Annotated in this window: 18 protein-coding genes; 5 read left to right on the top strand and 13 right to left on the bottom strand. The window is 73.3% G+C overall.

What is annotated here, in order from left to right:
* The first annotated feature begins 69 nt into the window (after positions 1-69).
* A complete protein-coding gene (locus IE294_RS27770) occupies positions 70-1530 on the top strand; it encodes a zinc-dependent metalloprotease (RefSeq protein ID WP_189890586.1) in 1461 nt (486 codons plus the stop codon).
* Positions 1527-2048, top strand: coding sequence for an NUDIX hydrolase (locus IE294_RS27765; RefSeq protein WP_189890584.1), 522 nt, complete (start codon positions 1527-1529; stop codon positions 2046-2048). Before IE294_RS27770 ends, IE294_RS27765 begins: the two co-directional genes overlap by 4 nt.
* A 48-nt stretch (positions 2049-2096) precedes the next feature.
* On the opposite strand, the gene IE294_RS27760 is transcribed toward IE294_RS27765, so the two are convergent.
* The 4 genes from IE294_RS27760 to IE294_RS27745 all read right to left on the bottom strand — a co-directional run bounded on the left by IE294_RS27760 (position 2097) and on the right by IE294_RS27745 (position 6033).
* Entirely contained in the window at positions 2097-2852 is a 756-nt protein-coding gene (locus IE294_RS27760) for an AIM24 family protein (RefSeq protein WP_189890582.1), read from the bottom strand.
* Between the two features lie 17 nt (positions 2853-2869).
* Positions 2870-3550: an AIM24 family protein gene (locus IE294_RS27755; RefSeq protein WP_014674865.1), complete on the bottom strand. Its 681-nt coding sequence runs from the start codon at positions 3548-3550 to the stop codon at positions 2870-2872.
* A 12-nt stretch (positions 3551-3562) separates the two neighbouring features.
* Positions 3563-5233, bottom strand: coding sequence for a TerD family protein (locus tag IE294_RS27750; protein ID WP_189890580.1), 1671 nt, complete (start codon positions 5231-5233; stop codon positions 3563-3565).
* Between the two features lie 194 nt (positions 5234-5427).
* A complete protein-coding gene (locus IE294_RS27745; RefSeq protein WP_189890578.1) occupies positions 5428-6033 on the bottom strand; it encodes a M48 metallopeptidase family protein in 606 nt (201 codons plus the stop codon).
* Positions 6034-6265: 232 nt separating this feature from the next.
* Here IE294_RS27745 and IE294_RS27740 point away from each other — a divergent pair, with 232 nt between their 5' ends.
* On the top strand, positions 6266-7480 hold the full coding sequence (locus tag IE294_RS27740) for a TOMM precursor leader peptide-binding protein (protein ID WP_189890576.1): 1215 nt from the start codon (positions 6266-6268) through the stop codon (positions 7478-7480).
* On the top strand, positions 7473-8855 hold the full coding sequence (locus IE294_RS27735) for an ABC1 kinase family protein (RefSeq protein WP_189890574.1): 1383 nt from the start codon (positions 7473-7475) through the stop codon (positions 8853-8855). Before IE294_RS27740 ends, IE294_RS27735 begins: the two co-directional genes overlap by 8 nt.
* Positions 8856-8922: 67 nt before the next feature.
* Here the strand turns inward: IE294_RS27735 and IE294_RS27730 are convergent, their stop codons facing one another.
* The 5 genes from IE294_RS27730 to IE294_RS27710 all read right to left on the bottom strand — a co-directional run bounded on the left by IE294_RS27730 (position 8923) and on the right by IE294_RS27710 (position 12932).
* Positions 8923-9132 carry a hypothetical protein gene (locus IE294_RS27730; protein ID WP_189890572.1) on the bottom strand — a complete coding sequence of 70 codons (210 nt, stop codon included), beginning with the start codon at positions 9130-9132 and terminating at the stop codon, positions 8923-8925.
* Positions 9133-9269: 137 nt separating this feature from the next.
* Positions 9270-9593 (bottom strand): putative WhiB-interacting protein, encoded by a 324-nt coding sequence (locus tag IE294_RS27725; RefSeq protein WP_014674859.1) that lies wholly within the window; start codon positions 9591-9593, stop codon positions 9270-9272.
* Positions 9590-9958: a WhiB family transcriptional regulator gene (locus IE294_RS27720; RefSeq protein ID WP_103817702.1), complete on the bottom strand. Its 369-nt coding sequence runs from the start codon at positions 9956-9958 to the stop codon at positions 9590-9592. Before IE294_RS27720 ends, IE294_RS27725 begins: the two co-directional genes overlap by 4 nt.
* 174 nt (positions 9959-10132) lie before the next feature.
* Complete coding sequence (locus IE294_RS27715; protein ID WP_189818176.1) at positions 10133-10456, bottom strand: hypothetical protein; 324 nt, start codon at positions 10454-10456, stop codon at positions 10133-10135.
* Between the two features lie 166 nt (positions 10457-10622).
* Positions 10623-12932, bottom strand: a complete 2310-nt coding sequence (locus IE294_RS27710; protein WP_306433473.1) for an ATP-dependent DNA helicase UvrD2 — start codon at positions 12930-12932, stop codon at positions 10623-10625.
* Positions 12933-13199: 267 nt separating this feature from the next.
* On the opposite strand from IE294_RS27710, the gene IE294_RS27705 reads away from it, so the two are divergent.
* Positions 13200-13442, top strand: a complete 243-nt coding sequence (locus IE294_RS27705) for a mycoredoxin (RefSeq protein ID WP_189890570.1) — start codon at positions 13200-13202, stop codon at positions 13440-13442.
* 65 nt (positions 13443-13507) lie between these two features.
* Here the strand turns inward: IE294_RS27705 and nudC are convergent, their stop codons facing one another.
* The 4 genes from nudC to IE294_RS27685 all read right to left on the bottom strand — a co-directional run bounded on the left by nudC (position 13508) and on the right by IE294_RS27685 (position 23370).
* On the bottom strand, positions 13508-14452 hold the full coding sequence (gene nudC, locus IE294_RS27700; RefSeq protein ID WP_189890568.1) for an NAD(+) diphosphatase: 945 nt from the start codon (positions 14450-14452) through the stop codon (positions 13508-13510).
* A 163-nt stretch (positions 14453-14615) separates the two neighbouring features.
* Positions 14616-16019, bottom strand: coding sequence for a dipeptidase (locus IE294_RS27695; protein ID WP_189890566.1), 1404 nt, complete (start codon positions 16017-16019; stop codon positions 14616-14618).
* A 53-nt stretch (positions 16020-16072) separates the two neighbouring features.
* Positions 16073-19609 carry an ATP-dependent helicase gene (locus tag IE294_RS27690; RefSeq protein ID WP_189890564.1) on the bottom strand — a complete coding sequence of 1179 codons (3537 nt, stop codon included), beginning with the start codon at positions 19607-19609 and terminating at the stop codon, positions 16073-16075.
* 113 nt (positions 19610-19722) lie between these two features.
* Positions 19723-23370: an ATP-dependent helicase gene (locus IE294_RS27685; protein ID WP_189890562.1), complete on the bottom strand. Its 3648-nt coding sequence runs from the start codon at positions 23368-23370 to the stop codon at positions 19723-19725.
* Positions 23371-23511 lie beyond the last annotated feature (141 nt).

Here is a 23511-nt window from a genome sequence, read left to right as displayed (position 1 = left end):
GCTGGGTGGTGTTGTCGGGCAGCCGCGCCGCCGGAGCGAAACCGGTGGCCTTACCAGCCGAGGAATCCCGTGAGTGACACCCCATTCGGTTTCGGCCTTCCGCCGGAGGAGCCGGAAGACGGCGACGAGGGCAAGAAGAAGGACCAGCAGAGCGGTGGTGGGCAGGGACCGGCCAATCCGTTCGGTTTCGGCGGCCTGCCCGGAGCCGGCGGCTTTGGCGGCCCCGGCGCCGACAACCCGCTCGCTGCCATGTTCGGTTCCCTGAACCCCACCGACCTGGGCGCCGCGTTCCAGCAGCTCGGCCAGATGCTCTCGTACGAGGGCGGCCCGGTGAACTGGGACATGGCCAAGCAGATCGCCCGCCAGACGGTCGCCCAGGGCACGTCGGACGGCACGAAGGACGCGAGCGTCGGCCCCGCCGAGCGCAAGGCGGTGGAGGAGGCGGTCCGCCTCGCCGACCTGTGGCTGGACGACGCGACGTCCCTGCCGTCGGGCTCCGGCTCGGCGGTGGCCTGGTCACGCGCGGAGTGGGTCGAGGCGACCCTGCCCGCCTGGCAGGAGCTGGTCGACCCGGTCGCCGAGCGGGTCGGCGCGGCCATGGGCGACGTGCTGCCGGAGGAGATGCAGGCCATGGCGGGCCCGCTGATCGGCATGATGCGTTCGATGGGCGGCGCCATGTTCGGCACCCAGATCGGGCAGGCCGTGGGCGTGCTCGCGGGCGAGGTCGTCGGCTCGACCGACATCGGCCTGCCGCTGGGCCCGGCCGGCAAGGCCGCGCTGCTCCCGGCCAACGTGGAGGCGTTCGGCAAGGACCTGGGCGTTGCGAAGGAGGAGGTGCGGCTGTACCTGGCGCTGCGCGAGGCCGCGCACCAGCGGCTGTTCGCGCACGTGCCGTGGCTGCGCTCGCACCTGTTCGGCGCGGTCGACGGCTACGCGCGCGGCATCAAGGTCGACACGGCCAAGCTGGAGGACGTGGTCGGCCAGTTCGACCCGCAGAACCCCGAGCAGTTGCAGGACGCGCTCCAGCAGGGCATGTTCCAGCCGGAGGACACGCCCGAGCAGAAGGCCGCCCTGGCCCGTCTGGAGACCGCTCTGGCGCTCGTGGAGGGCTGGGTGGACGCGGTGGTCCACGCCGCCGCGAAGCCGCGCCTGTCGTCCGCCGACGCCCTGCGCGAGACGCTGCGCCGCCGCCGTGCGACCGGTGGCCCGGCTGAGCAGACGTTCGCCACGCTGATCGGGCTGGAGCTGCGTCCGCGCCGGCTGCGCGACGCCTCCCGTCTGTGGGCCTCGCTCACGGACGCGCGCGGGGTCGACGGCCGGGACGGTCTGTGGGCCCACCCGGACATGCTGCCGACCGCGACCGACCTGGACGACCCGGACGGCTTCGTCCACCGCGAGCAGCTGGACTTCTCCGAGCTGGACAAGATGCTCGGCGAGGCGGCGGGCGGCTCCGCGGGCAAGCCCGACCTGACCAAGAGGGAAGGCGAAGGCGAGAAGGACGACGACGGCAAGGGCGACGACACCGAGTGAGCCTGTACGACGACGCGGTCCTCGTCCTGAAGGGGTACGAGGGCCAGGAAGAGCTGCGCCAGGCCTACCTGGACCATCTGGCGGCCCACCCGGACGGCCTGTGGAAGGCCTGCCACGCGGGTCATCTCACGGCCAGCGCCCTGGTGGTCGACCCCGAGCGCGGCCGGGTGCTGCTCACGCTGCACCGGAAGCTGCGGATGTGGCTCCAGATGGGCGGCCACTGCGAGCCGGGCGACCCGACGCTTGAGGCGGCGGCCCTGCGGGAGGCGACCGAGGAGTCCGGAATCACCGGGCTGGCGCTGCTTCCCGGTGGCCCGGTGCGGCTGGACCGGCATCCGATCCCGCCGCCGTGCCACTGGCACTTCGACGTCCAGTACGCGGTCCTGGCCCCGCCCAACGCGGTGCACGAGATCAGCGACGAGTCGCTCGACCTGCGCTGGTACGCCTACGACGAGGTGGCGGGCGTGGCCGACGCGTCGGTCGTGCGCCTGCTGGACGCCACGCGCGCCCGGCTCTGAGCCCGCGAGGGGTGGCCGCACAGGCGGTCACCCCTCGTCGCTCTCGGCTCAGCTCCAGACGTTCCCCTGGTTCTGCCCGCGCGCGCCCTGCTGCCCCATGCCGAACTGGGCGGCGAGGCCCTGCCCGATCACCGCGTTCTGCGGCGGCAGCAGCTCGCTGGGCTGCACCAGAGCGAAGCCGGTGCCCATGAAGCTCAGCTCCCAGCCCTCACCGGTGTTGCCGCGCCGGCGCCACACGCCGGAGGAGTGCGTCTGGGCCTGCATCTGCACACGCAGCCCGGTGGACCAGGCCACGATCGCGTCGGCGTCGCAGTTGACGTACCGGTCGGGCGTGACCTGCATCAGCAGCGGCGCCCCGGAGGTCATGAGGGCGACCCGGCCGCGCCCGGTGATGTTGAGCTGGTACTTCCCGGAGCCGGAGATGCCGTAGAGGCTGTCGACGGCGATGACCTCGTGGTGCAGCGAGGAGTCCATGGCGAGGACGTAGGAGCTGTCGACGGTCAGCCCGTCCTGCTCGACGTCCATGAGGTGCACGTACTGGGCGAGGTTGGCGAGGTAGACGGTGCCCTGTCCGTGACAGCGCATCAGGTCCAGGCCCTCGCCGGTGTGCGCACGCGCGCGTGCCTGGCCGTTGCTGCGGTACTCGGCGTCGAACTCGACCAGGCCCTGGTAGGCGACCATGGTGCCCTTGCGGGCGAGCAGGTCGTCGTGGCCCTCCAGGGTGACCCGGAGCATCTGCGCGTTCTGCAAACTCCAGCGCTCCTGCGTCTGGACGTCGTTGTGCGCGAAAAGCGGGCTCTGCATGGTGTTCTGGCTCCCCCTCAGCCCCGGAACCGGAGGCGGTCGGTGCTGTCCTCGCTGGGCTGGACGACGACGATGCCCTGGCCGGAGAAGGCCATCTGGTAGGCCTCTCCGCTGCCCCGGCCGATCAGCGACTGGGCCTTGAAGCTGCGCTTGCCCTTCACCTTCAGGTTCGGCGACCAGGCGACGAGCGCGTCCGGGTCGACGTACGTCTCGTCCTCGCCGCCGCCGCAGTCCACGACGATCGGCTTGCCCCGGGAGGTCAGCGCGACCCAGCCCTGCCCGGAGATCTTCGTGTTCCACAGGCCCTGGCCGGCGAACTTCGCGAGCCCCTTCACGCGCTCCACGCCCCAGGTGAGGTGTGCGTCGAAGGCGAGCAGGTTGGTGGCGTTGACGGAGATGCCGTCGCCGTCGAGGTTGATCACGACGACGTCGGCGCCGTAGTCGGCGAGGTAGAGCAGGCCGTCGCCGGAGCACTTCATCAGCGGCGCGCCCTCGCCGGTGACCCAGTCGCGGGCGATCTGGCGGACGGCGGGCGGGTTGGGCTCGTACTGGATGAAGCCTTCGTAGGCGACCATCGACCCCACGCGCGCGAGGAGGTCGTTCCCGGTCTGGAGGGCGACCTTCAGCATGTGGTTGCCGTGGTTCTCCATGCGGGCGGTGACGGGTGCGGGGGCGAAGCCCGCGAGCGGCTGGTTCATGACGGGCTCCCTCTAGACCTCGTAGGGCTGGACGACGATGAAGTTGCCGGGGGCGCCCCGGAACTGGAGGTTGACGCTCTCCCCGGTGTCGCCCGGGTAGGCGTTGCGGCGCATGCGGACCTGGCTGGAGACGATGACCTGGGAGGCGGCCGACCAGGCGACGACGGCGTTGCAGTCGGCGAAGGTGGTCGGCGTGACCGGCAGCACCACGGGCGTGCCGTGCGTCTTGACGACGATCGTGCCGGTGCCCTGGAACTGCATGGTGAACAGCGCGCCGCCGGGGATGCCGTGGCCCTCGATGCGGCGGACCTCGTACTGGAGGCTCTCGTCGAACGCGAGGACGTTCTCCGCGGACACGCAGATGGCGTCGCCCTGGAGCTCGACGGGGTGCAGATGGGTGGAGTTCTCGGCGAGGAACACCTGGCCCTGGCCGGTGCAGCGCATCAGCTGCATCTCCTGGCCGGTGGCGTTGCCGACGATCCGCCCGGCGAGCCCGGCGCCCTTGTAGTTGAAGTCGACCTTGCCCTGGTAGAGCACCATGCTGCCCTGCTTGGCCAGCACGGGCTGGCCGCCGATGCCGAGGTCGACGCGGATCAGCTTCTTGTTCTGCTGGGTCCAGCGCTGCCCGGTCGGCGTCTCCTTGAACGCCTGGAGCGCGGCCGTCACCCCGGCACCGCCCTGGGGCGCGCCCTGCGGCACTCCGTACGCGGCGGGCTGATGGCCGGGGACCTGTCCGTAGCCCGGGGGCATGGGCGGGGTCGGCTGACCGCCGTAGGGGGTGGGCTGCTGACCGTGTCCGGGGGGCATCGGCGCGCCGGGCTGGCCGCCGTACGACGGCTGCTGCGGCGGCTGGCCGTAGGGCGCGGGTGCGGGGGCCGGCGGCGGGACGTTGCCGGCCGCGGGCGGGGTGAGGGGTGCGACGACCGTCGGCGCGGCGTGCACGTTCGGGCCGGACGCCGGGGCCGGGGGCGGGGTGTGGCCGGGCGGCGGGGCGAAGCCCTGCGGGGCGGGCGCCGGAGCGGGCGCGGGGGCCGGGGCCGGGGCTGGTGCGGGGGCCGGGGCGCCGAACGCGGGTGGGGGCGTGGTCTGGGCGGGCGGGGCGAAGCCGGGTGCTGCCGCGGACGGGGGCTGCTGCGGGGCGGCGGGCGCCTCCTCCTCCAGCACCTCGCCGCCGAAGTTCCTCAGCAGCGCCTCCAGACCGCCGTCGAAGCCCTGTCCGACGGCGGCGAACCGCCACCCGTCCTTGACGTAGAAGTCACCGAGCATCACGGCCCGCTCGGTGGAGAACTCCACGCCGCTGAAGGAGTACCGCGCGACCTCCTCGCCGCCCGCCACGATGCGCAGGTATCCGGGGGCGATCTGGGACATCTGTCCGGCGCCGTCGATGGTCGCCGTGAAGGACAGCTTGCGGATGTGCGAGGGGATCCGGTCGAGCGTGACCCGGAACGACTCCGTGTCACCCGCCTGGGCGCCCAGCAGCTGGATGGACTCCTCCGGGGACTTCGGCTGGTTGAAGAAGACGAAGTACCGGTCGTCCGAGAGACGCTCGTCGGCGTCCAGACCGAAGCAGCTGATGTCGAAGGTCAGTCCGGGGCCGGAGATCTGCACGCCTACGTACAGATCCGTGCCCGCCGTGAGGTCACTGATCCTGGCCTTGTGGCCGCGTTGGAATTCCCTGGCCATGCGTTACGACCGTCCCCCATCCCGAATGTGAGTGCGTCGCGCCAGGCTAACGGCAAAGACCGACAGCGACCCCCGAGGGTGCTGGCCGGTACAGACCCGGTACACAACCGCACCCGGCCGCTCACACGGAAGGCGCCCGGCGCGCGGGACGGCTCCCGGTCACCCCGGGAAGACGCCGGACGCCCGAAGTCCGCTCAGGTCTCCTGCTCATCGCGCGCGCCCGGCACATGCGGCAGCCGGGCGGCGGCGACCACTCCTTCGAGATAGCCGCGGGCCCGCTCGGTGCGCGGGTAGGCCTCCAGCAGCCGCCAGAAGTCGGGACCGTGGCCCGGGACGAGCAGATGCGCCAGCTCGTGGCAGAGCACGTAGTCGACGACGTACTCCGGCATCCCCTGCAACCGGTGCGACAGCCTGATGCTGCCCTCGGCCGGGGTGCACGAACCCCAGCGGGTGTTCTGGTTGGTGACCCAGCGCACGGAGGCGGGCCGGGCCCGGCCGTCGAAGTACTGGGCGGACAGCCGCTCGGCACGCTCGGCCAGCGCGGCGTCGCCCAGCACCCGCTTGCTCTCCTGGGCGGCGAGCTTGTCGAGCATGAGGGTGACCCAGCGCTGCTCCTCCGCCTTCGACATCCGGGCGGGGATCAGTACGACGGTGCGGTCGCCCTCGCGGTACGCGGAGACCGTCCGGCGGCGCCGGGCGCTCCTGCGGACCTCGATCGCGCTCGCCCCGGAGCCGCGGGGCGGCTGGCTCGTCGTGCTGCGCTGTGGTTCACCGGCGCGGTGCAGTGGGTCGGCGGGCACGCCCCGACGTTACCCGCTGGACGGGGGCAAAGTCCCGGCCCGGGGACGGTTCACTCCGGATCCCCCACCATGTGTTTGATTCGTACGACCGATCCATCCATCCCTTTTACACCACTTCACCCCGTCTGATTGATATGAAGAACACCCCCAGCCTGTGGATAACTCCCGCTGCCCGGACCACGGCACGGGCATGCTGGCGCAGACACGCATTCACGGACACGGGGGGCCGGTCATGCATCCGGTGGTGAAACCCGCGCTGCGGCGCGGCTGGCGCGATCGCAACACCGTGCAGTTCGGGATGACCCCGGCGCACGCCCTGACCCTGGGCCCGGTCGCCACGGCGACCGGCAGCTTCCTGGACCTGCTCGACGGCACGCGCGGGCTGCCGCTGCTGCGCGAGGAGGGCCGCCGGGCGGACGTGCCGGCCGACCACGTCGACGCGCTGGTGGAGCGGCTGGCCCGCGCGGGCCTCCTCGACGACACGCGCGGCGGCGGACCGGCCGCGGACGCGCTGCGGGAGAAGACGGACGTCCTCGAACGGCTGCGCCCCGACCTCGCCTCACTGTCCCTCCTCACACCCGAGCCGGGCGGCGCGCTGGCGCGGCTCGCGGCCCGGCGCGCGCTGCGCGTCCGGGTGCGCGGCGCGGGCCGGGTCGGCGCCCTGCTCGCGTCGGTGCTGTCGGGCGCCGGCGTCGGCGAGGTCGACGTGTGCGACGTGGGCCGGGTGGAGCCGTGGGACCTGGCGCCGGGCGGGCTGACCACCGAGTCGCTGGGCGACCGCCGGGACGCGGCGGCCCGGTCCGCCGTCCGCCGCGCCGCACCGGACCGTCCACCGCGCCACGCCCACGCCCCGGGTTCCGGCGCCGGGGAGCCCGGCCTCTCCCTGGTGATCTTCGCGCCCCGCGACGATGTCGCCGTGCACGCCCCGGACCCGTTCACCGCCGAACCGCTGATGACCACCGGCACCCCTCATCTCTACGCCGGGGTCGTGGAGGGCACGGGTGTCGTCGGCCCGCTCGTCCTGCCCGGCGAGACGGGCTGCGCCGGCTGCCTGGACCGGGACCGCACGGACCGGGACCCGGCCTGGCCCCGTCTGGTCACCCAGTGGCGGTCCGGAAGGTCCCGCCGCGTCGGCGCCTGCGACCTGACCCTGGCCACGGCGGTGGCCGGTCTCGCCGCGGCGCACGCCCTGGCCTTCCTCGACGGAGGGTCGCCGTCCGCCGCCGGTACTCGCTGGGAGGTGTCCCTGCCCGGTCTGGACTGGCGGCCCCGGCCGGTCCGGCCGCATCCGGAATGCGCCTGCGGGGCGGCCGGGAGAGAGAAACGAGAGCACTCCGCAACCGATGGCGGGACACGCGCGACAATGGCGGTGCAACGGCCGTCGACGAAGCGGCGACGCGAAGCAGGCGCGGCACGGCCGACTGGGACCTGGAGGGCGCATGTCTGATCTTCCCCGGAAGGCGGTCACCCGTACCGCCAAGCTCGCCGCGCTCCCGCTCGGCTTCGCCGGCCGGGCGACCTGGGGGCTGGGCAAGCGGATCGTGGGCGAGTCCGCGGAGATCGTCGGCCGCGAGCTGCAACAGCGCACGGCGGAGCAACTGTTCAAGGTGCTAGGCGAGCTCAAGGGCGGCGCGATGAAGTTCGGGCAGGCGCTGTCCGTCTTCGAGTCGGCGCTGCCGGAGGAGATCGCCGGCCCCTACCGCGCGGCCCTGACCAAGCTCCAGGAGGCCGCCCCGCCGATGCCGACCCGCACCGTACACGCGGTGCTCCAGGAACGGCTCGGGCCGGACTGGCGCGACCTCTTCGAGGAGTTCGAGGACAAGCCGGCCGCCGCGGCCTCGATCGGCCAGGTGCACCGGGCGGTGTGGCACGACGGCCGTGAGGTCGCGGTCAAGGTGCAGTACCCGGGCGCGGGTGAGGCGCTGCTCTCCGACCTCGGGCAACTGAGCCGGTTCGCCCGGCTGTTGGGTCCGCTCATCCCGGGCATGGACATCAAGCCGCTGATCGCCGAGCTGAGGGACCGCGTCTCGGAGGAACTGGACTACGGGCTGGAGGCCCAGGCGCAGAGCGTCCACGCGGAGGAGTTCGCGGACGACCCGGACGTGGTCGTCCCGGCGGTGGTGCACCAGTGCGACCAGGTGCTGGTGACCGAGTGGATCGACGGCATCCCGCTGTCCGAGGTCATCGCGGACGGCACCCAGGAGCAGCGCGACCGGGCCGGCCAGCTCCTGGCCCGCTTCCTCTTCTCCGGCCCGGCCCGCACCGGCCTGCTGCACGCCGACCCCCATCCGGGCAACTTCCGTCTGCTGCCCGGCGGCCCGGACGGTCCGGACGACTGGCGCCTGGGCGTGCTGGACTTCGGCACCGTCGACCGGCTCCCCGGCGGCCTGCCGACCCCGATCGGCATCTCGCTGCGGATGACGCTGGACGGGGAGGCGGAGACGGTCTACGAGCTGCTGTGCGCCGAGGGCTTCGTGAAGGAGACCGTCGAGCTGGACCCGGACGCGGTCCTCGACTACCTGCTGCCGATCATCGAGCCGGCCCGCGTGGAGGCGTTCACCTTCACCCGCTCCTGGATGCGCAGCCAGGCCGCCCGCATCGCCGACCCCCGCTCCCCCGCCTACCAGCTCGGCAAGCAGCTCAACCTGCCGCCGGCCTACCTGCTGATACACCGGGTGACCCTCAGCACGATCGGGGTCCTGTGCCAACTGGGCGCCAACGTACGCCTCCGCGACGAACTGGAGGAATGGCTCCCGGGCTTCGCCGCCGACGCGCCCGAGGACACCGGCACCGACGAGGAGGAGTCGGCGGAGGGGGCGTGATCGGCGTGCCCTGAGTTCTTGGGGGGTGGGGGGCGGGGGTGGGGGGGAGGGCCCCGGAGAAGGGATCTCACCACCAGGCCGAGTCCAGCCGTCCCTCGATCGCCCGGAGGTTCTCCCGGGAGCAGGCGTCGCAGAAGTACTGGCGGACGCCGTTCTCCACGGAGCAGGTCCAGGTGGCCGGCTGGGGGCCGTCGGCGGGGGTGCCGCAGCGGGCGCACACCAGACGGCGCTCCGCGGTGGAGCCGCCCTGATCACTTCCGCCGGGAAGACTCGTCACCCGGTGACGATAACCCCGTGACCGGCGGATCGGCGGGCGCAACGCACCGCGGGGGCCGGTCCGTTCGGCCGGACCGGCCCCCGCGGGGAGGCTTCGCCTCCCCGCTCCGGGAGGCCACCGCTGCTCAGGTGTGTTCGTTACTGCATGACGGCCATGGCGAGCGCGCGGCGGGCGCGCAGCGAGGCGCGCTCGGCTCGCCGCTGCATCCGCTGGGCGACCGCCAGGCGCACGGCCCGGCGTTCGCGCGCGGCGTCATGGAGTCGCTCGTGCATATGCGCACGAGCCAGGGCTTCTTGCATGAGTTGCATCTCACGGTTCCTGTTCTGACGCGCTTCGGTCGCGCCGGTGGTGGTGAAGTCTGTGGTCGCGGAGCCGGCGGGCTCGCTGGTGGACGGCTTCATCGGGGCCTGCTTCTTGGGGTCGTGCGTGAGGGGGCGATCGATCGTTCCTGCGGTGTTCATGCCGTGACCGGGTTCTTCCGCGGGCGGCCACGGGGCCGCTTCCGGGCGACGACGACGCCCTGGACGAACAGCTCGCCACCCCAGACGCCCCAGGGCTCACGCCGCTCCTTGGCGCCGGCGAGGCAGGCCTCCATCAGCGGGCAGGTGCGGCAGAGGGACTTGGCGTACTCCACGTCCGCCGGCGACTCGGCGAAGAAGACCTCCGGGTCGTAGGAGCGGCAGGGGACGGGTACGCCGAGGTTCTCGATGGCGTCGTCGAGCGCGGTGAGCGCGGTGAGGGGGGTCAAGGTGGAGTCCTCCGTGAGGCCGGGCGGGGGAATGGTTTGCGAAGGCGGTACGGACGGGGCGTGCGCTTCGAGTTGCACGGGTGGTCTTCCTCGTCTGGTCGGTCCGGCCGGTTGACCGGGTGTCGGCTGGGTACCGGGTTCTCTTCCTGTCCCGAGGCCCCTTCGCTCCGTCGTCCCCGTTCGGGGCAAACAGAAGGGCCGCGGATCCCGGATGGGGTTCCGCGGCCCTGAAGGCGCCGGCCTGATCGGCGATCAGGCTGGATCACTCCAGGGTTCTGGCCCACGGAAGGCCCACATCAGGTGGTGCTGCGTCGTCTGCTTCCGGAATCCGGCACCGGCCGCCGCAAAGGCATAGGCGTGCGCCTGTGCCGCTACCGCTTCCAGTGCCTTGGTCGGTCGCTCATTGCGCTCGCGGATGGGAAGAACCGCGAGGGCAGGGGAGGACGCCGGACGCACGGCACGGATGCCGGACAGACCGGTGCCCTGGTTCGAGGCGCCGAGCATGCACGTGGAGACGGTCGAGCGATCGGTCAGTTTGGCCGTGCTGACGGTGGTGCTGGTGGTGATGCTGATCACTGGACTCGCCTCCTCTCGGCGTCTCAAGGGACCAGGGTGAACCGGTCCCGTTCGGATATGCAAGTACATCACGGAACCCGCGCCTTGGAGAAGGCCGCTGCTTCCGTGCCTAGAACCTATGGGGATTCGCGGGGCATGCGCAAACTATTTTTTCGACGAGTTGGCATCAGTCGCTGCCGTCGTCTCCACCAGGTTCTTGACCTGCGCATATGGCCAGAACGTCGGCTCCGTAGCTGCGCAGCTTGCGATTGAGGACACCGGGGATGCGGGCGAGTTCGGCGGGACTCTCCGGGCATGTCTCCGCGATGGCCATCAGCGTCCGGTCGGTGAAGACGCAGAAGTCCGGCTGGCCGCTGCGCTCGGCCTGTACCGCGCGCCATTCCCGGAGCCGCTCGTAGAGCCCTTCGTCCATGTCCGAGGGGCAGTCCGCGCAGCGCATCAGCTTCATCTCGCCCGCGTCGGTGAGCGTGCGACCGCAGACCCGGCAACGGGCGGGGGTGCGCTGGGTGCGCCGGGGGGTGACGGCGGCGCTCGCCGGGGTGCCGCGTTCGACGCCCGCGCCCGCGCCGGCGCCGGTGCGGCCGACGGTGGGGGTGGTGCCGGGGCGCAGCCCGTCGAGGAAGCGGCTCGGCCGTCGGTTGGGGCGCCCGCCGGGTGAGCGGGACAGGGCCCAGGACAGATGGAGGCGTTCCCGGGCGCGGGTCACGCCGACGTAGAGGAGTCGGCGTTCCTCCTCGATCTGCTCGTCGGTGCGGGCGTAGGTGATGGGCAGCATGCCCTCGGCGATGCCGACCAGGAAGACGACGTCCCATTCCAGGCCCTTGGCGGCGTGCAGGGAGGCCAGCGTGACGCCCTGGACGGTGGGGGCGTGCTGGGCGTTCGCCCGTTCGTCCAGTTCCGCCACGAAGTCGGCGAGGGTGACTCCGGGTCTGGCCGCGGCGAGGTCGTGGGCGAGGTTGACCAGGGCGGCCAGGGATTCCCAGCGCTCCCTGACGGCGCCGGAGCCGGCCGGGGGTTCGCTGGTCCAGCCCTCGCCGGAGAGGACAGCGCGCACCTGGGAGGGCAGGTCCACGGCGTCGTCGAGGAGGGAGTCGTTGCCGCCGAAGCGGGCCGCGCCGCGCAGGGCGATGCCGGCCTTGCGGACCTCGGGCCGGTCGAAGAAGCGCTCGGCGCCGCGGAGCTGGTAGGGCACCCCGGCGTCGGCGAGCGCCTGCTCGTAGGTCTCGGACTGGGAATTGGTGCGGAACAGGACGGCGATCTCGGCGGCCGGGACGCCCGCGTCGATCAGCTCGCGGATGCGGCGGGCGGCGCCCTCGGCCTCGGCGGGCTCGTCGGTGTACTCGGTGTGGACGGGCTCGGGCCCCGAGGGGCGCTGGGAGACGAGTTCCAGCCGGTGGCCGGCGGCGCGGCCCCGGGCCTGGGCGAGCAGGCCGTTGGCGAGGTGGACGATCTGGGGGCTGGAACGGTAGTCGCGGACCAGTTTGACGACGGTGGCGCCGGGGTGGCGGGCGCGGAAGTCGAGCAGGTGGTCGGGCGTTGCTCCCGTGAACGAGTAGATGGTCTGGCTGGCGTCCCCGACGACGCACAGGTTGTCGCGGTCGCCGAGCCACAGGTCCAGCAGCCGCTGCTGGAGGGGGCTGACGTCCTGGTACTCGTCCACGACGAAGTGCTGGTACTGCGCGCGGACCTGTTCGGCGATGTCGTGGCGGTCCTGGAGGACGGCGACGGTGAGCAGCAGGACGTCCTCGAAGTCGATGACCGCGCGGTCGCGCTTGAGGTCCTCGTAGGCGGCGTAGAGGTGGGCGATCTCGGCCGGGTCGCGGGGGGCCTCCCGGCCTGCCTTCGCAGCCGCGTACGGGTAGTCGCCGGGAACGGTCTGGGTGACCTTGGACCATTCGATCTCGGCGGTCACGTCCCGCAGCTCGTTGCGGTCGAGCCGGGTGCCGAGGGCGGCGGCCGCGTCGGCGACGAGCTGGATCTTGCGGTCGACGAGCCGGGGGATGGACCCCCCGATCGCCTTGGGCCAGAAGTACTGGAGCTGGCGCAGGGCGGCGGAGTGGAAGGTGCGGGCCTGGACACCCTGGGCGCCGAGCTGGCGCAGCCGGCCGCGCATCTCTCCGGCGGCGCGGTTGGTGAAGGTGACGGCGAGCACGCTGGACGGCTGGAGGATGCCGGCGCGCACCCCGTAGGCGATGCGGTGGGTGATCGCCCGGGTCTTGCCGGTGCCCGCTCCGGCCAGCACGCACACCGGACCGTGCAGGGAGGTGGCCACCTCGCGCTGCTCGGGGTCGAGCCCTTCGAGCACCGCGTCGGCCCCGCTCGGCGGAGCCGTGTAGGGGGAGCCACCGGTGCCCTGCGGGAAAAGGGTGGAATGCGTTGCTGCTGTCACACCGCCATGCTGCCAGGTCGCCCGGGACGGCTGTGCCGGTTGTCCACAGGCTGGGGCTCGCAGTCGTACTAATGCGGCAGGCGTCACAGCCGGGAGCGCATACCGGGACGGGCGGACCGGTCGCCCGGAATGGCGCACCGATCGCCGGGATTGGCGGACCGGCCGTCCGGGAGTGGCGCGGACCAGTCGTCCGGGACTGGCGGGCCCGTCGCCGCTGACCGGCGGGCCCGTCGCACGGGAATGGCGGGCCTGTCACGCGGGAATGGCGGGCCCGTCGCGCGGGAATGGCGGGCCGGTCCCTTACGTTCTCTCCCTGGACGACATTTTCCGAGCTGCCTGAGGAGCGCGAGAGACATGCAGGGCACTGTGACGATGTACAGCACGACTTGGTGCGGCTACTGCCGGCGGCTGAAGGGCCAGCTGGACCGGGAGGGCATCGCCTACACCGAGATCAACATCGAGCAGGACCCCGACTCCGCGGCTTTCGTGGAGAAGGCGAACGGTGGGAACCAGACCGTCCCGACCGTGCTCTTCGCGGACGGCTCCACGCTGACGAACCCGTCGCTGGCCCAGGTCAAGCAGAAGCTCGCCGCGTAAGCGCGAGCCGCACCGAACGGCGGCTCCCGAGTCCGGAACCGGCTCGGGAGCCGCCGTTCGCCGTCTCAGACGAAGCTGCGGGTCGGCAGGGGCTTGCCGTACCACATCTCGATCAGGCGGGCCGCGATGGAGATGCCGTAGGGAGGCAGCACCTCGCCGGCCTCGAAGGCCGCGCGCAGTTCCTCGCGGGAGAACCAGCGGGCCTCGTGGATCTCGTCCCCGTCGACGTCGATCTCGGTGGAGGTGGCGCGGGCCATGAAGCCGAGCATCAGGCTGGACGGGAAGGGCCAGGGCTGGCTGGCGACGTACTCGACCGGGCCGACGGTGACGCCGACCTCCTCGCACACCTCGCGGCGCACCGCCTGCTCGATGGACTCGCCGGGCTCCACGAACCCGGCGAGCGTGGAGAAGCGGCCTTCGGGCCAGTGGACCTGGCGGCCGAGCAGGATGCGGTCGTCCTCGTCGGTCACCGCCATGATCACGGCGGGGTCGGTGCGCGGGTAGTGCTCGGCGCCGCAGGCCGGGCAGCGGCGGATGTGGCCGGCCGCCGCGATGACCGTGCGCTCGCCGCAGCGGGAGCAGAAGCGATGGGTGCGCTGCCAGTTCTCCAGGCCGACCGCGTGCACCATGAGCCCGACGTCGCGCGGCGACAGCAGCAGGCCGGCCTCCCGCAGCCCCGCCGGGCGCGCGGACTGGTCGATGCGGCCGGGCAGCGCGTCCTTCTGGAGCGCGAAGTAGCTGACACCGTCGTCGTCGATGCCGAGGAAGTAGCGGTGCGCCTCGGTGAGCGGGGCCTCGAAGGACGGCGTCATGACGAGTTCGGTCCGGCCGTCCGGGGTCTCGTCGATGAGCACCTGGCCGCCGGAGACCACGAAACAGCGGGTCGTGGGGTGGCTCCACGCCGCCGCGAGCCAGGCCTCGTCCAGCCGGTGGTGGGCGGCGCGGTCGATGCCGCTCGAGGCGGTCAGTGAGATGGGTCGGTCGGCTGTGTGGTCGGTCCAGATGGTCACGGGTGCTTCCAACTCCCCCAGTGCGGCGGTTCTTTCGGCGGGCGGTTCGGCGGGACGTAGGGCGGGAGGGCACCGGGCCGGGTGCGGCCGGTGCGGCGGGACGGTCGGGGCGGTCCCTCCAGTGTGCCCCGCGCACGGTGTCCCGCCGTACGGCGTCGGCCGGTCAGGATGTGGTACGCCAGTTCCGGGCCAGGTCACCCCACAGGTACGCGCTGGTCTCGACGCCCTTGAGGAGGAGGTCCAGCTCGACCTTCTCGTTGGGTGCGTGCCAGCCGTCGGACGGGACGGAGATGCCCAGGAAGAGCACGGGGGCGCCGAGGACTTCCTGGAGGTCGGCGGCGGGTCCGGAGCCGCCCTCCCGGGTGAAGCGGACCGGCTCCTGGAAGGCGCGGCCCATGGCGCGGGCCACGGACTGGAGCGCGGGGTGGTCGAGCGGGGTCAGGCACGGGCGCGTGGCCGAGCCGAAGTCGATCTCGTACCGGATCCCGGCGGGCACCTGCTCGGCGGTCCAGGCGCGGACGGCCTTCTCGATGTGGTCGGGGTCCTGGCCGGCGACCAGCCGGAAGGACAGCTTGACCATGGCCGTGGCGGGGATGATCGTCTTGCTGCCGGGGCCCTGGTAGCCGCCGCCCATGCCGTTGACCTCGGCGGTCGGGCGGGCCCAGATGCGCTCCAGGGTCGAGTAGCCGGCCTCGCCGTGGAGGGCGGAGGACTTGGCGGTGCGCAGCCAGCGCTCCTCGTCGAAGGGCAGCTCGGCGAAGAGTTCGCGGTCGCGGTCGGTGAGCTCGACGATGCCGTCGTAGAAGCCGGGGATCGCCACGTGCGCGTGCTCGTCGTGGAGGGCGGCGACCAGGCGGGCGGCGGCGGTGGCCGGGTTGGGCACGGCGCCGCCGAAGGAGCCGGAGTGGATGTCCTGGTCCGGGCCGTACAGCCGGATCTCGCACTCGGCGAGACCGCGCATGCCGGTGCACACGGTCGGGGTGTCCTCGGACCACATGCCGGTGTCGGAGACGATCACGGCGTCGGCGGCGAGGCGCCCGGCGCGCTGTTCCACCAGGGCCCGGAAGTGCGGGGAGCCGGACTCCTCCTCGCCCTCGATCAGCAGCTTGAGGTTGACGGCCGGCGCGGTGCGGCCGGTCGCGGCGAGGTGGGCGCGGACGCCGAGTGTGTGGAAGAACACCTGGCCCTTGTCGTCGGCAGCCCCGCGCGCGTAGAGGCGGTTCTCGCGGACGACCGGCTCGAAGGGGTCGCTGTCCCAGCCGTCTTCGCGGGCGGCGGGCTGCACGTCGTGGTGACCGTAGACCAGGACCGTGGGTGCCTCGGGATCGCCGGACGGCCACTCGGCGAAGACGGCGGGGGCCCCGGGGGTCTGCCAGACCTCGGCGGTCGGGAAGCCGGTCTCCGACAGCTTGGCGGCGAGCCAGTCCGCGCTGTGCCGTACGTCGGGAGCGTGGTCGGGCTGGGCCGACACGGAGGGGATGCGCAGCCATGCGGCGAGGTCGTCGAGGAAGGCGGCGCGGTGCTGCTCGATGTACGTGCGGACAGCACTGTCCGGGGTCTGGCTCATGCTCCCGAGCCTATAGGCCCGCGCCGGCATCCTCGGCGGGCGGTTCGTCACACTCAGCTTGCCTCCGGTGTGCCCTCCGTCTCACCCGTGAGCAGCCGCTCCAGCGCGGCCCGGTCCGGCAGGCCCTCGGGGCGTACGGCCTCGCCGCTGCGTACGTACAGGAACGTGGCGGTGACGGACTCGGGCGGTATGCCCTGCTGCTCGGCCCAGGCCAGCCGGTACACGGCGAGCTGGAGCGGGTCGGCGGTGCCGGTGCGGCCGGTCTTCCAGTCGACGATCTCGTACGTCGCCCCGTCGCCGTCGCCGTGCCGGTAGACGGCGTCGATGCGGCCCCGGACGACACGGCCGGCGAGGGTGAGCTGGAAGGGGGCCTCGACCCGGTACGGGGTGCGCCGGGCGTACTCGGTGCGTTCGAAGGCGTCTTTCAGGGCTTCCAGGTCGCGTTCGTCGGCGATCTCGGCGTCGCCGCCGGGCAGCTCGTCCGGTTCCAGCAGGGGCAGGGTCAGCTCCTCGAAGCGCGTTTCCACCCAGGCGTGGAACCGGGTGCCCCGGCGTGCGGCCGGTTGCGGGGGGCGCGGCATGGGGCGCGCGAGTTCCTGCGCGAGCCCGTCCGGGTCCTCGGCGAGCCGCAGCAGCTGGGTGGCGGTGAGCGTGGTGGGCAGGGGGACCTCGGTGACGGTCTGCCGGGCGCGCAGCAGCTCTCCGGTGAGCGCGTCCAGGTCACGGTCCCAGGAGGCGATGGTGCGGGCCTCCTCCGGGGTGAGGGCGGCGGCGAGCCGCGGTCCGGCGGCACGGGGACCGTCCTGCGGGGCGGGCGCCTGGTGCGGGACCGTGGGCCGCTCGGCGTTCCAGGCGTCCTGGTCGAACGGGTCGTCGTCGAGGGGCTCGGCGTACATGGGGTCGTCGCCGAACGGATCGTCGTGCGGAAGATCCTCTTCATGGGGCAGGTCCGCGTACGGCTCCTCGTCGTACGGCTCCTCGTCGTACGGCTCCTCGCCGTACGGGTCGTCGTCCGGTGGGGCGGGCCAGTCCGGGTCCTCGGCGCCGGCGGGGTCGTGCAGGGCCGGCCGGCGCCCGTCGGCAGGTCCGGCGGCGAGGGCGTCCAGGTGGGCGAAGACGGTCTCCGCGGCGGCGCGGCGGCGGGCCAGGGCGGCGTCGTCCAGCGGGAGCGGCCACACCTGGTCGGCGGTGGCCGCGTGCAGGGCCGGGTTCTCCTCGTCCTCGGCGGGCGGGTCCGCCCACACCTCGATCTCGCCGTACCCGGCGGCGCAGTGGTCGTACAGGGCCGTGAGGAAGTCCGACGGGCCGCGCGGCTTCTTCTGGCTGGGCCCCCACCAGTGGCCGGAGCCGAGCAGGAGTGAGCGCGGCCGGGTGAAGGTGACGTAGCCGAGGCGGAGTTCCTCGGTGTGCTGGTGCTCCTTCATGGCCTCGTGGAAGGCCTTCATGCCGCGCGAGTCCCAGGAGTGCACGTCGGGCAGGGTGTCGGTGTCGCCGCGCAGCGCGTGCGGCAGCACCTTGGCCTGCGCTGTCCACTTCTCGCGGCCCTGGGCGCTGGGGAACGTGCCGGTCACGAGTCCGGGGACGGCCACGACGTCCCACTCCAGGCCCTTGGACTTGTGCGCGGTGAGCACCTTGACGGTGTTCTCGCCGCCGGGCAGGGCGTTGTCGAGGCCCTTCTCGTACTGGGCGGCGGTGCGCAGGAAGCCGAGGAAGGCCAGCAGGGTGGCCTCGCTGTCGCTCGCGGCGAAGGAGGCGGCGACGTCCAGGAAGTTGGACAGGGTCTCGCGGCGGCGGGCGGCGAGCGCGTGCGGGGACGCCGACAGCTCCACCTCCAGGCCGGTGACGGCGAGGACGCGGTGCAGGACGTCCATCAGCGGATCGGACAGCGAGCGGCGCAGGTCGCGCAGCTCGGCGGCGAGCCGGGCGAAGCGCACGCGCGCGTCCGGGGAGAACGGCAGCCCGTCGTCGTCGCCCTCCGCCATGGGCGCTTCCAGGAAGGTGGCCAGGGCGTCCGCGAGCGAGATCACCTCGGACGGGTCGACGCCTTCCACGGCCTCGGCGAGCCGGCGGTCCGGGTCGTCGGTGCCGTCCACGCGCGCGTGGGCGACCAGCAGCCGGGCGCGGCGGCCCAGCAGGGCGAGGTCGCGGGGGCCGATGCGCCAGCGCGGACCGGTCAGCAGGCGCACCAGGGCGGCGTTGGCGCCGGGGTCCTGGAGGACCTCGCAGACGGCGACGAGGTCGGCGATCTCGGGCAGGTGGAGCAGGCCGGAGAGGCCGACGACCTCGACGGGGATGTCGCGGGCGACGAGGGCGCCCTGGATCTCGGCGAAGTCGGTCGCGGTCCGGCACAGCACGGCGATCTCGCCGGGCGGGGTGCCGGTGCGCACGAGGTGGGCGAGGGAGTCGGCGATCCAGTCGATCTCCTCGGCGTGGGTGGGCAGCAGGGCGCAACGGACCGTACCGTCGTACTCGGCGCCCGGGGCCGGGCGGAGGGCCTCCACGCCCGCGTGCAGGGCGCGCAGGGGGGCGGCGAGGCCGTTGGCGAGGTCGAGCAGGCGCCCGCCGCTGCGGCGGTTCTCGCTGAGCGCCTGCCGGGTGGCGGGCCGGCCGTCGGCGTGCGCGAAGTGGTCGGGGAAGTCGTCCAGGTTGGCGACGGAGGCGCCGCGCCAGCCGTAGATGGCCTGGCAGGGGTCGCCGACGGCGGTCACCGGGTGGCCGGTGCCCGCGCCGAAGAGGCCGGCGAGCAGGACACGCTGGGCCACGGAGGTGTCCTGGTACTCGTCCAGGAGCACCACGCGGAACTCCTCGCGCAGCAGGCGGCCCACCTCGGGGATGCGGGCGAGGCGGGCCGACAGGGCGATCTGGTCGCCGAAGTCGAGCAGGTCCCGCGCGCGCTTGGCGGCCCGGTAGCGCTGGACGAGCTCGGCGAGTTCCCGGCGGGCCGCGGCGGTCTCGGGGACCTTGCGCAGGTCGGCGTTGGTGAGCTTGGCCCCTTCCAGGGTGCGCAGCAGGCCCGTGTCCCAGGCGCGCAGTTCCTCGGGGTCGACGAGGTGTTCGGCGAGTTCGGAGTCGAGCGCGAGCAGGTCGCTGACGAGGTCGGCGAAGGAGCGGGTCAGTGCCGGGTACGGGCCCGGGGCCTCGCGCAGCACGCGCGCGGCGAGCTGGTAGCGGGTGGCGTCGGCCAGGAGGCGCGAGCTGGGCTCCAGGCCGAGCCGCAGGCCGTGGTCGGTGAGCAGGCGGCCGGCGAAGGAGTGGTACGTCGAGATGACCGGCTCGCCCGGGGGGTTGTCGGGGTCGATGGCATCGGGGTCGGTGACGCCGGCCTTGATCAGGGCCTTGCGGACGCGTTCGGCCAGCTCACCGGCGGCCTTGTTGGTGAAGGTCAGGCCGAGGACCTGTTCGGGGGCCACTTGCCCGGTGCCGACCAGCCAGACCACGCGGGCCGCCATCACGGTGGTCTTGCCCGACCCGGCACCGGCCACGATCACCTGCGGGGCGGGCGGCGCGATGATGCAGGCCGTCTGCTCCGGGGTGAACGGGATACCGAGGAGCTCCTTGAGCTGCTCGGGGTCGGTGATACGGGCGGGCATGTCGAAAGAGGCTAGCGGCGGGGACTGACAATCGAGACCGGATCGGTCGGCCGGGGCGGAAGAAGCGCAGGTCAGCCCTTGTGGTGCCGTACGTCACCCATGTCGCGGTCACGTCACTCGACCACGTGCCGTCCCTCTGGGCGCGCGCTGCACGACGCCCGGAACGCGCAGTGCGCGCAGTGCTGGCCGGCGCTCGGCGTGAACCGCTCGTCGAGGACCTTTCCGGCGGCGGTGGCCAGCAGCTCGCCGACCCACTCCCCCGTCAACGGCTCCTGGGTCTGCACCTTGGGCAGGCTGTCGCCCCCGTCCCGCTTGGCGGCGCCCTGTCTGAGGTGGACCAGCTCCGCGCCGCCCGGCTCGGGGCGTACGCCGTCGAAGGCCGTGTCGACGGCGCCTTCGCGGACGGCGAGCTGGTAGACGGCGAGCTGGGGGTGGCGCTCCACCTCGCCCGCGGTGGGCGCCTGTTTGCCGGTCTTGAAGTCGACCACGTAGGCGCGGCCCTCGGCGTCCGTCTCCACGCGGTCCATCTGGCCGCGGACGCGGACCTGGTAGTCGCCTGCTTCGAGGGTGACGTCGAAGTCGTGCTCGCTCGCCACCGGGGTCCGGCCCGCCCGGGCCAGCACGTGCCAGTTCAGGAAGCGTTCGAGCGCCACGCGCGCGTTGTCCTTCTCCTGCCGCGACTTCCACGGCGCGTCGAAGGCCAGCGCGTTCCACACGGAGTCCAGGCGTTCCATGAGGACGTCGAGGTCGGCGGGGGTGCGGCCGGAGGCGACCTCGTCGGCGAGGACGTGGACGACGTTCCCGAAGCCCTGCGCGGTGGTGGCGGGGGCGTCCGCCTTCACCTCGCGGCCCAGGAACCACTGCAACGCGCAGGTGTTGGCGAGCTGGTCGAGGGCGCTGCCGGAGAGCACCACGGGCTGGTCCCGGTGGCGCAGCGGCACCTTGCTCTCGGTCGGATCGAACATGCCCCACCAGCGGTAGGGGTGCGCGGACGGCGCCAGCGGGCGGCCGTCCTCGTCGGCGAGCGCGGCGAGCCGGGCGAGCCGGCGGGCGGCGGCCTCCCGCAGCGCGGCCGAGGCGCGCGGGTCGACCGTGGTCGCGCGCAGTTCGGCGACGAGCGCGGCGACGGACAGCGGCCGGCGCGGGCGCCCGGTGACGTCCCTCGGCTCGACGCCCAGTTCGGTGAGGAACCGGGACGGCTGGTCGCCGTCGTCGGCCGGTGCCTTCACCGCGCTGACGACGAGGCGGTCACGCGCGCGCGTGGCGGCGACGTAGAACAGGCGGCGCTCCTCGGCGAGCAGCGCGCCCGGGGTGAGCGGCTCGGCGAGTCCGTCGCGGCCGATGCGGTCGGCCTCCAGCAGCGAGCCGCGGCGCCGCAGGTCGGGCCAGAGCCCCTCCTGGACACCGGCGACGACGACCAGCCGCCACTCCAGGCCCTTGGCGCGGTGCGCGGTCATCACGCGGACGGCGTCCGGGCGTACCGCGCGGCGGGCGAGCGTGTCGGCGGCTATGTCCTCGGCCTCGATCTGCTCCAGGAAGTTCAGGGCGCCGCGGCCTCCGAAGCGCTCCTCCGCGCGCGCGGCGGTGGCGAACAGCGCGCACACGGCGTCCAGGTCCCGGTCGGCGTTCCGGCCGGCCGCGCCACCCCGCCGAGCGGCCCGCTCCAGGCGTCCGGGCCACGGTGTGCCCTGCCACAGGTCCCACAGCGCCTCCTCGGCCGTACCGCCGCCGGCGAGGCGCTCACGTGCCTTGCGGAGCAGCGCGCCGAGCCGCTGCGCCCCGCGCGCGTACGCCGGGTCGTGCACGGCCAGGCGCTCCGGTTCGGCGAGTGCCCGCGCGAGGAGCTCGTCGGACGGCGGCGGCAGGGGGTTCCCGGCGGTCCGTTCCTCGTCGCGCAGGGCACGCCCGAGGCGGCGCAGGTCGGCGGCGTCCATGCCGGCGAGCGGTGAGGTGAGCAGGGTGAGAGCGGTCTCGGTGTCCAGCCAGGAGGCGTCCGGAGCCGGTTCCGCGGGGGCTTCGGCGCCTTCTTCAGCGGCTAGGGCGGGTCCACCGGCGGCTTCGGTGCCTTGCCCGCCGGATTCGGTGCGTACCCCGGCGGTTTCCGTACGTGCCGCGTCGGCTTCGGTGCGTTCTCCGACGGCATGAGTGCGTACCCCGGCGGCTTCCGTGCCTTCCCCGCCCACTTCGGTGCGCTCTTCGACGGCTTCCGTAGCTGCCCCGCCGGCTTCAGTGCGTTCTCCGGCGGCTTCTGTACCTGCCCCGCCGGCTTCGCTGCGCTCTCCGACGGCATGAGTGCCTACCCCGCCGGCTCCTTCACCAGCCGGCTCGCGCTTCTCCGGACTCCCGGCCGACTCCTCGTCGCGGTGTCGTGCCTCCGCCGTGGCCACCGCGCGGAGGGCCGTGAGCAGCGGTGCGACCGCGGGCTCGTGCCGCAGGGGCAGCTCGTCACCGTCGATGTCCAGGGGGACGCCGGCCGCGGTGAGGGCCCGGCGGAGGGTCGGGAGACGAGAGCCCGCGCGTACCAGGACGGCCATGTCGCTCCAGGGGACGCCGTCCTCCAGGTGCGCGCGGCGCAGGATGTCCGCGATGTTGTCCACTTCCGCGCCGGGCGTCGGGTACGTGTGGACCTCGACCCGGCCGCCGTCCCGTACGGCGGCCGGCTCCCGGTGGGCGCGGACCTTCTCGGCGGGCAGCCGGGACAGCGGCATGCGCTGGGTGATCAGGCGGGTCGCGGCCAGCAGGGCGGCGCCCGAGCGGCGCGAGGTGCGCAGCACCGCGACGGGCGCGGGGCGGCCGTCCGCGCGCCGGAAGGCGGCCGGGAAGTCGAGGATGCCGTTCACGTCGGCACCCCGGAAGGCGTAGATCGACTGGTCGGGGTCACCGAAGGCGACCAGGGTGCGCCCCCCGCCCGCCAGGGCGTGCAGCAGCCGGACCTGGGCGGGGTCGGTGTCCTGGTACTCGTCGACGTACACGGCGTCGTACTGGGCCGCCAGCCCTGCCGCGGTCTCCGGGCGGCGGGCGAACAGGACCGCGCGGTGGACCAGTTCCGCGTAGTCCAGCACGCCCTGGAGGTCCAGGGTGTCGAGGTACTCGGCGAGGAACGCGGCCGCCGCCCGCCAGTCGGGGCGGCCGATGCGGCGGGCGAAGGCGTCCAGGGCCTCCGGGCCGAGGCCCAGCTCCCGGCTGCGGGCGAGGACGGCACGGACCTCGTCGGCGAAGCCACGCGTGGTCAGGCAGGCGCGCAGTTCGTCCGGCCAGCGCACGTGGGTCAGGCCGAGCCGCTCCAGCTCCGGCTGGCCGGCGAGCAGCTCCCGGACGGTGACGTCCTGCTCCGGGCCGGAGAGCAGGCGCAGCGGCTCGGTGAACCGGCCGCTGTCCTGGTGGGCGCGGACCAGCGCGTAGCAGTACGAATGGAATGTGGTCGCCCTGGGGGCGCGGGCGGCGCCCATGCGCAGGGCCATGCGGTCACGCAGGTCGACGGCGGCCTTGCGGCTGAACGTGAGCACCAGGATGCGCTCGGGGTCGCCGCCCCGGGCGATCCGGGCGGCCACGGACTCGACCAGCGTGGTGGTCTTGCCGGTGCCGGGGCCGGCGAGGACGAGGAGTGGTCCGGTCCGGTGGTCAACCACGGCACGCTGTGCCGCGTCCAGACGAGGGGGGTCCACGACGGCCGGAGGGGTACGGACCAGTCGGTAAGCGCCACGGCTCCCCTGCCGCACCGGTGGGTGCGGCGGGCGCCTGGTGGAGGAAGAGGAGCTCACGTGATGTGCCGGTCCTGGTGGTCGTGCTGGCGGGCAGGCGGTCAGGCGCGCGAGGCGGTGGCCGCGGGATGAGGGGGACACGTGCTGCCGACGCTACGCCGCCGCTCCGGATGGAAGCAGGGCTTCCGCTTCTTCCCTCGC

The organism is Streptomyces canarius (genome assembly GCF_014650735.1).
Lineage (GTDB): Bacteria > Actinomycetota > Actinomycetes > Streptomycetales > Streptomycetaceae > Streptomyces > Streptomyces olivaceoviridis.
The sequence above is the reverse complement of the archived record's forward strand: the minus strand, read 5'-3'. Positions and strand labels throughout refer to the sequence as shown.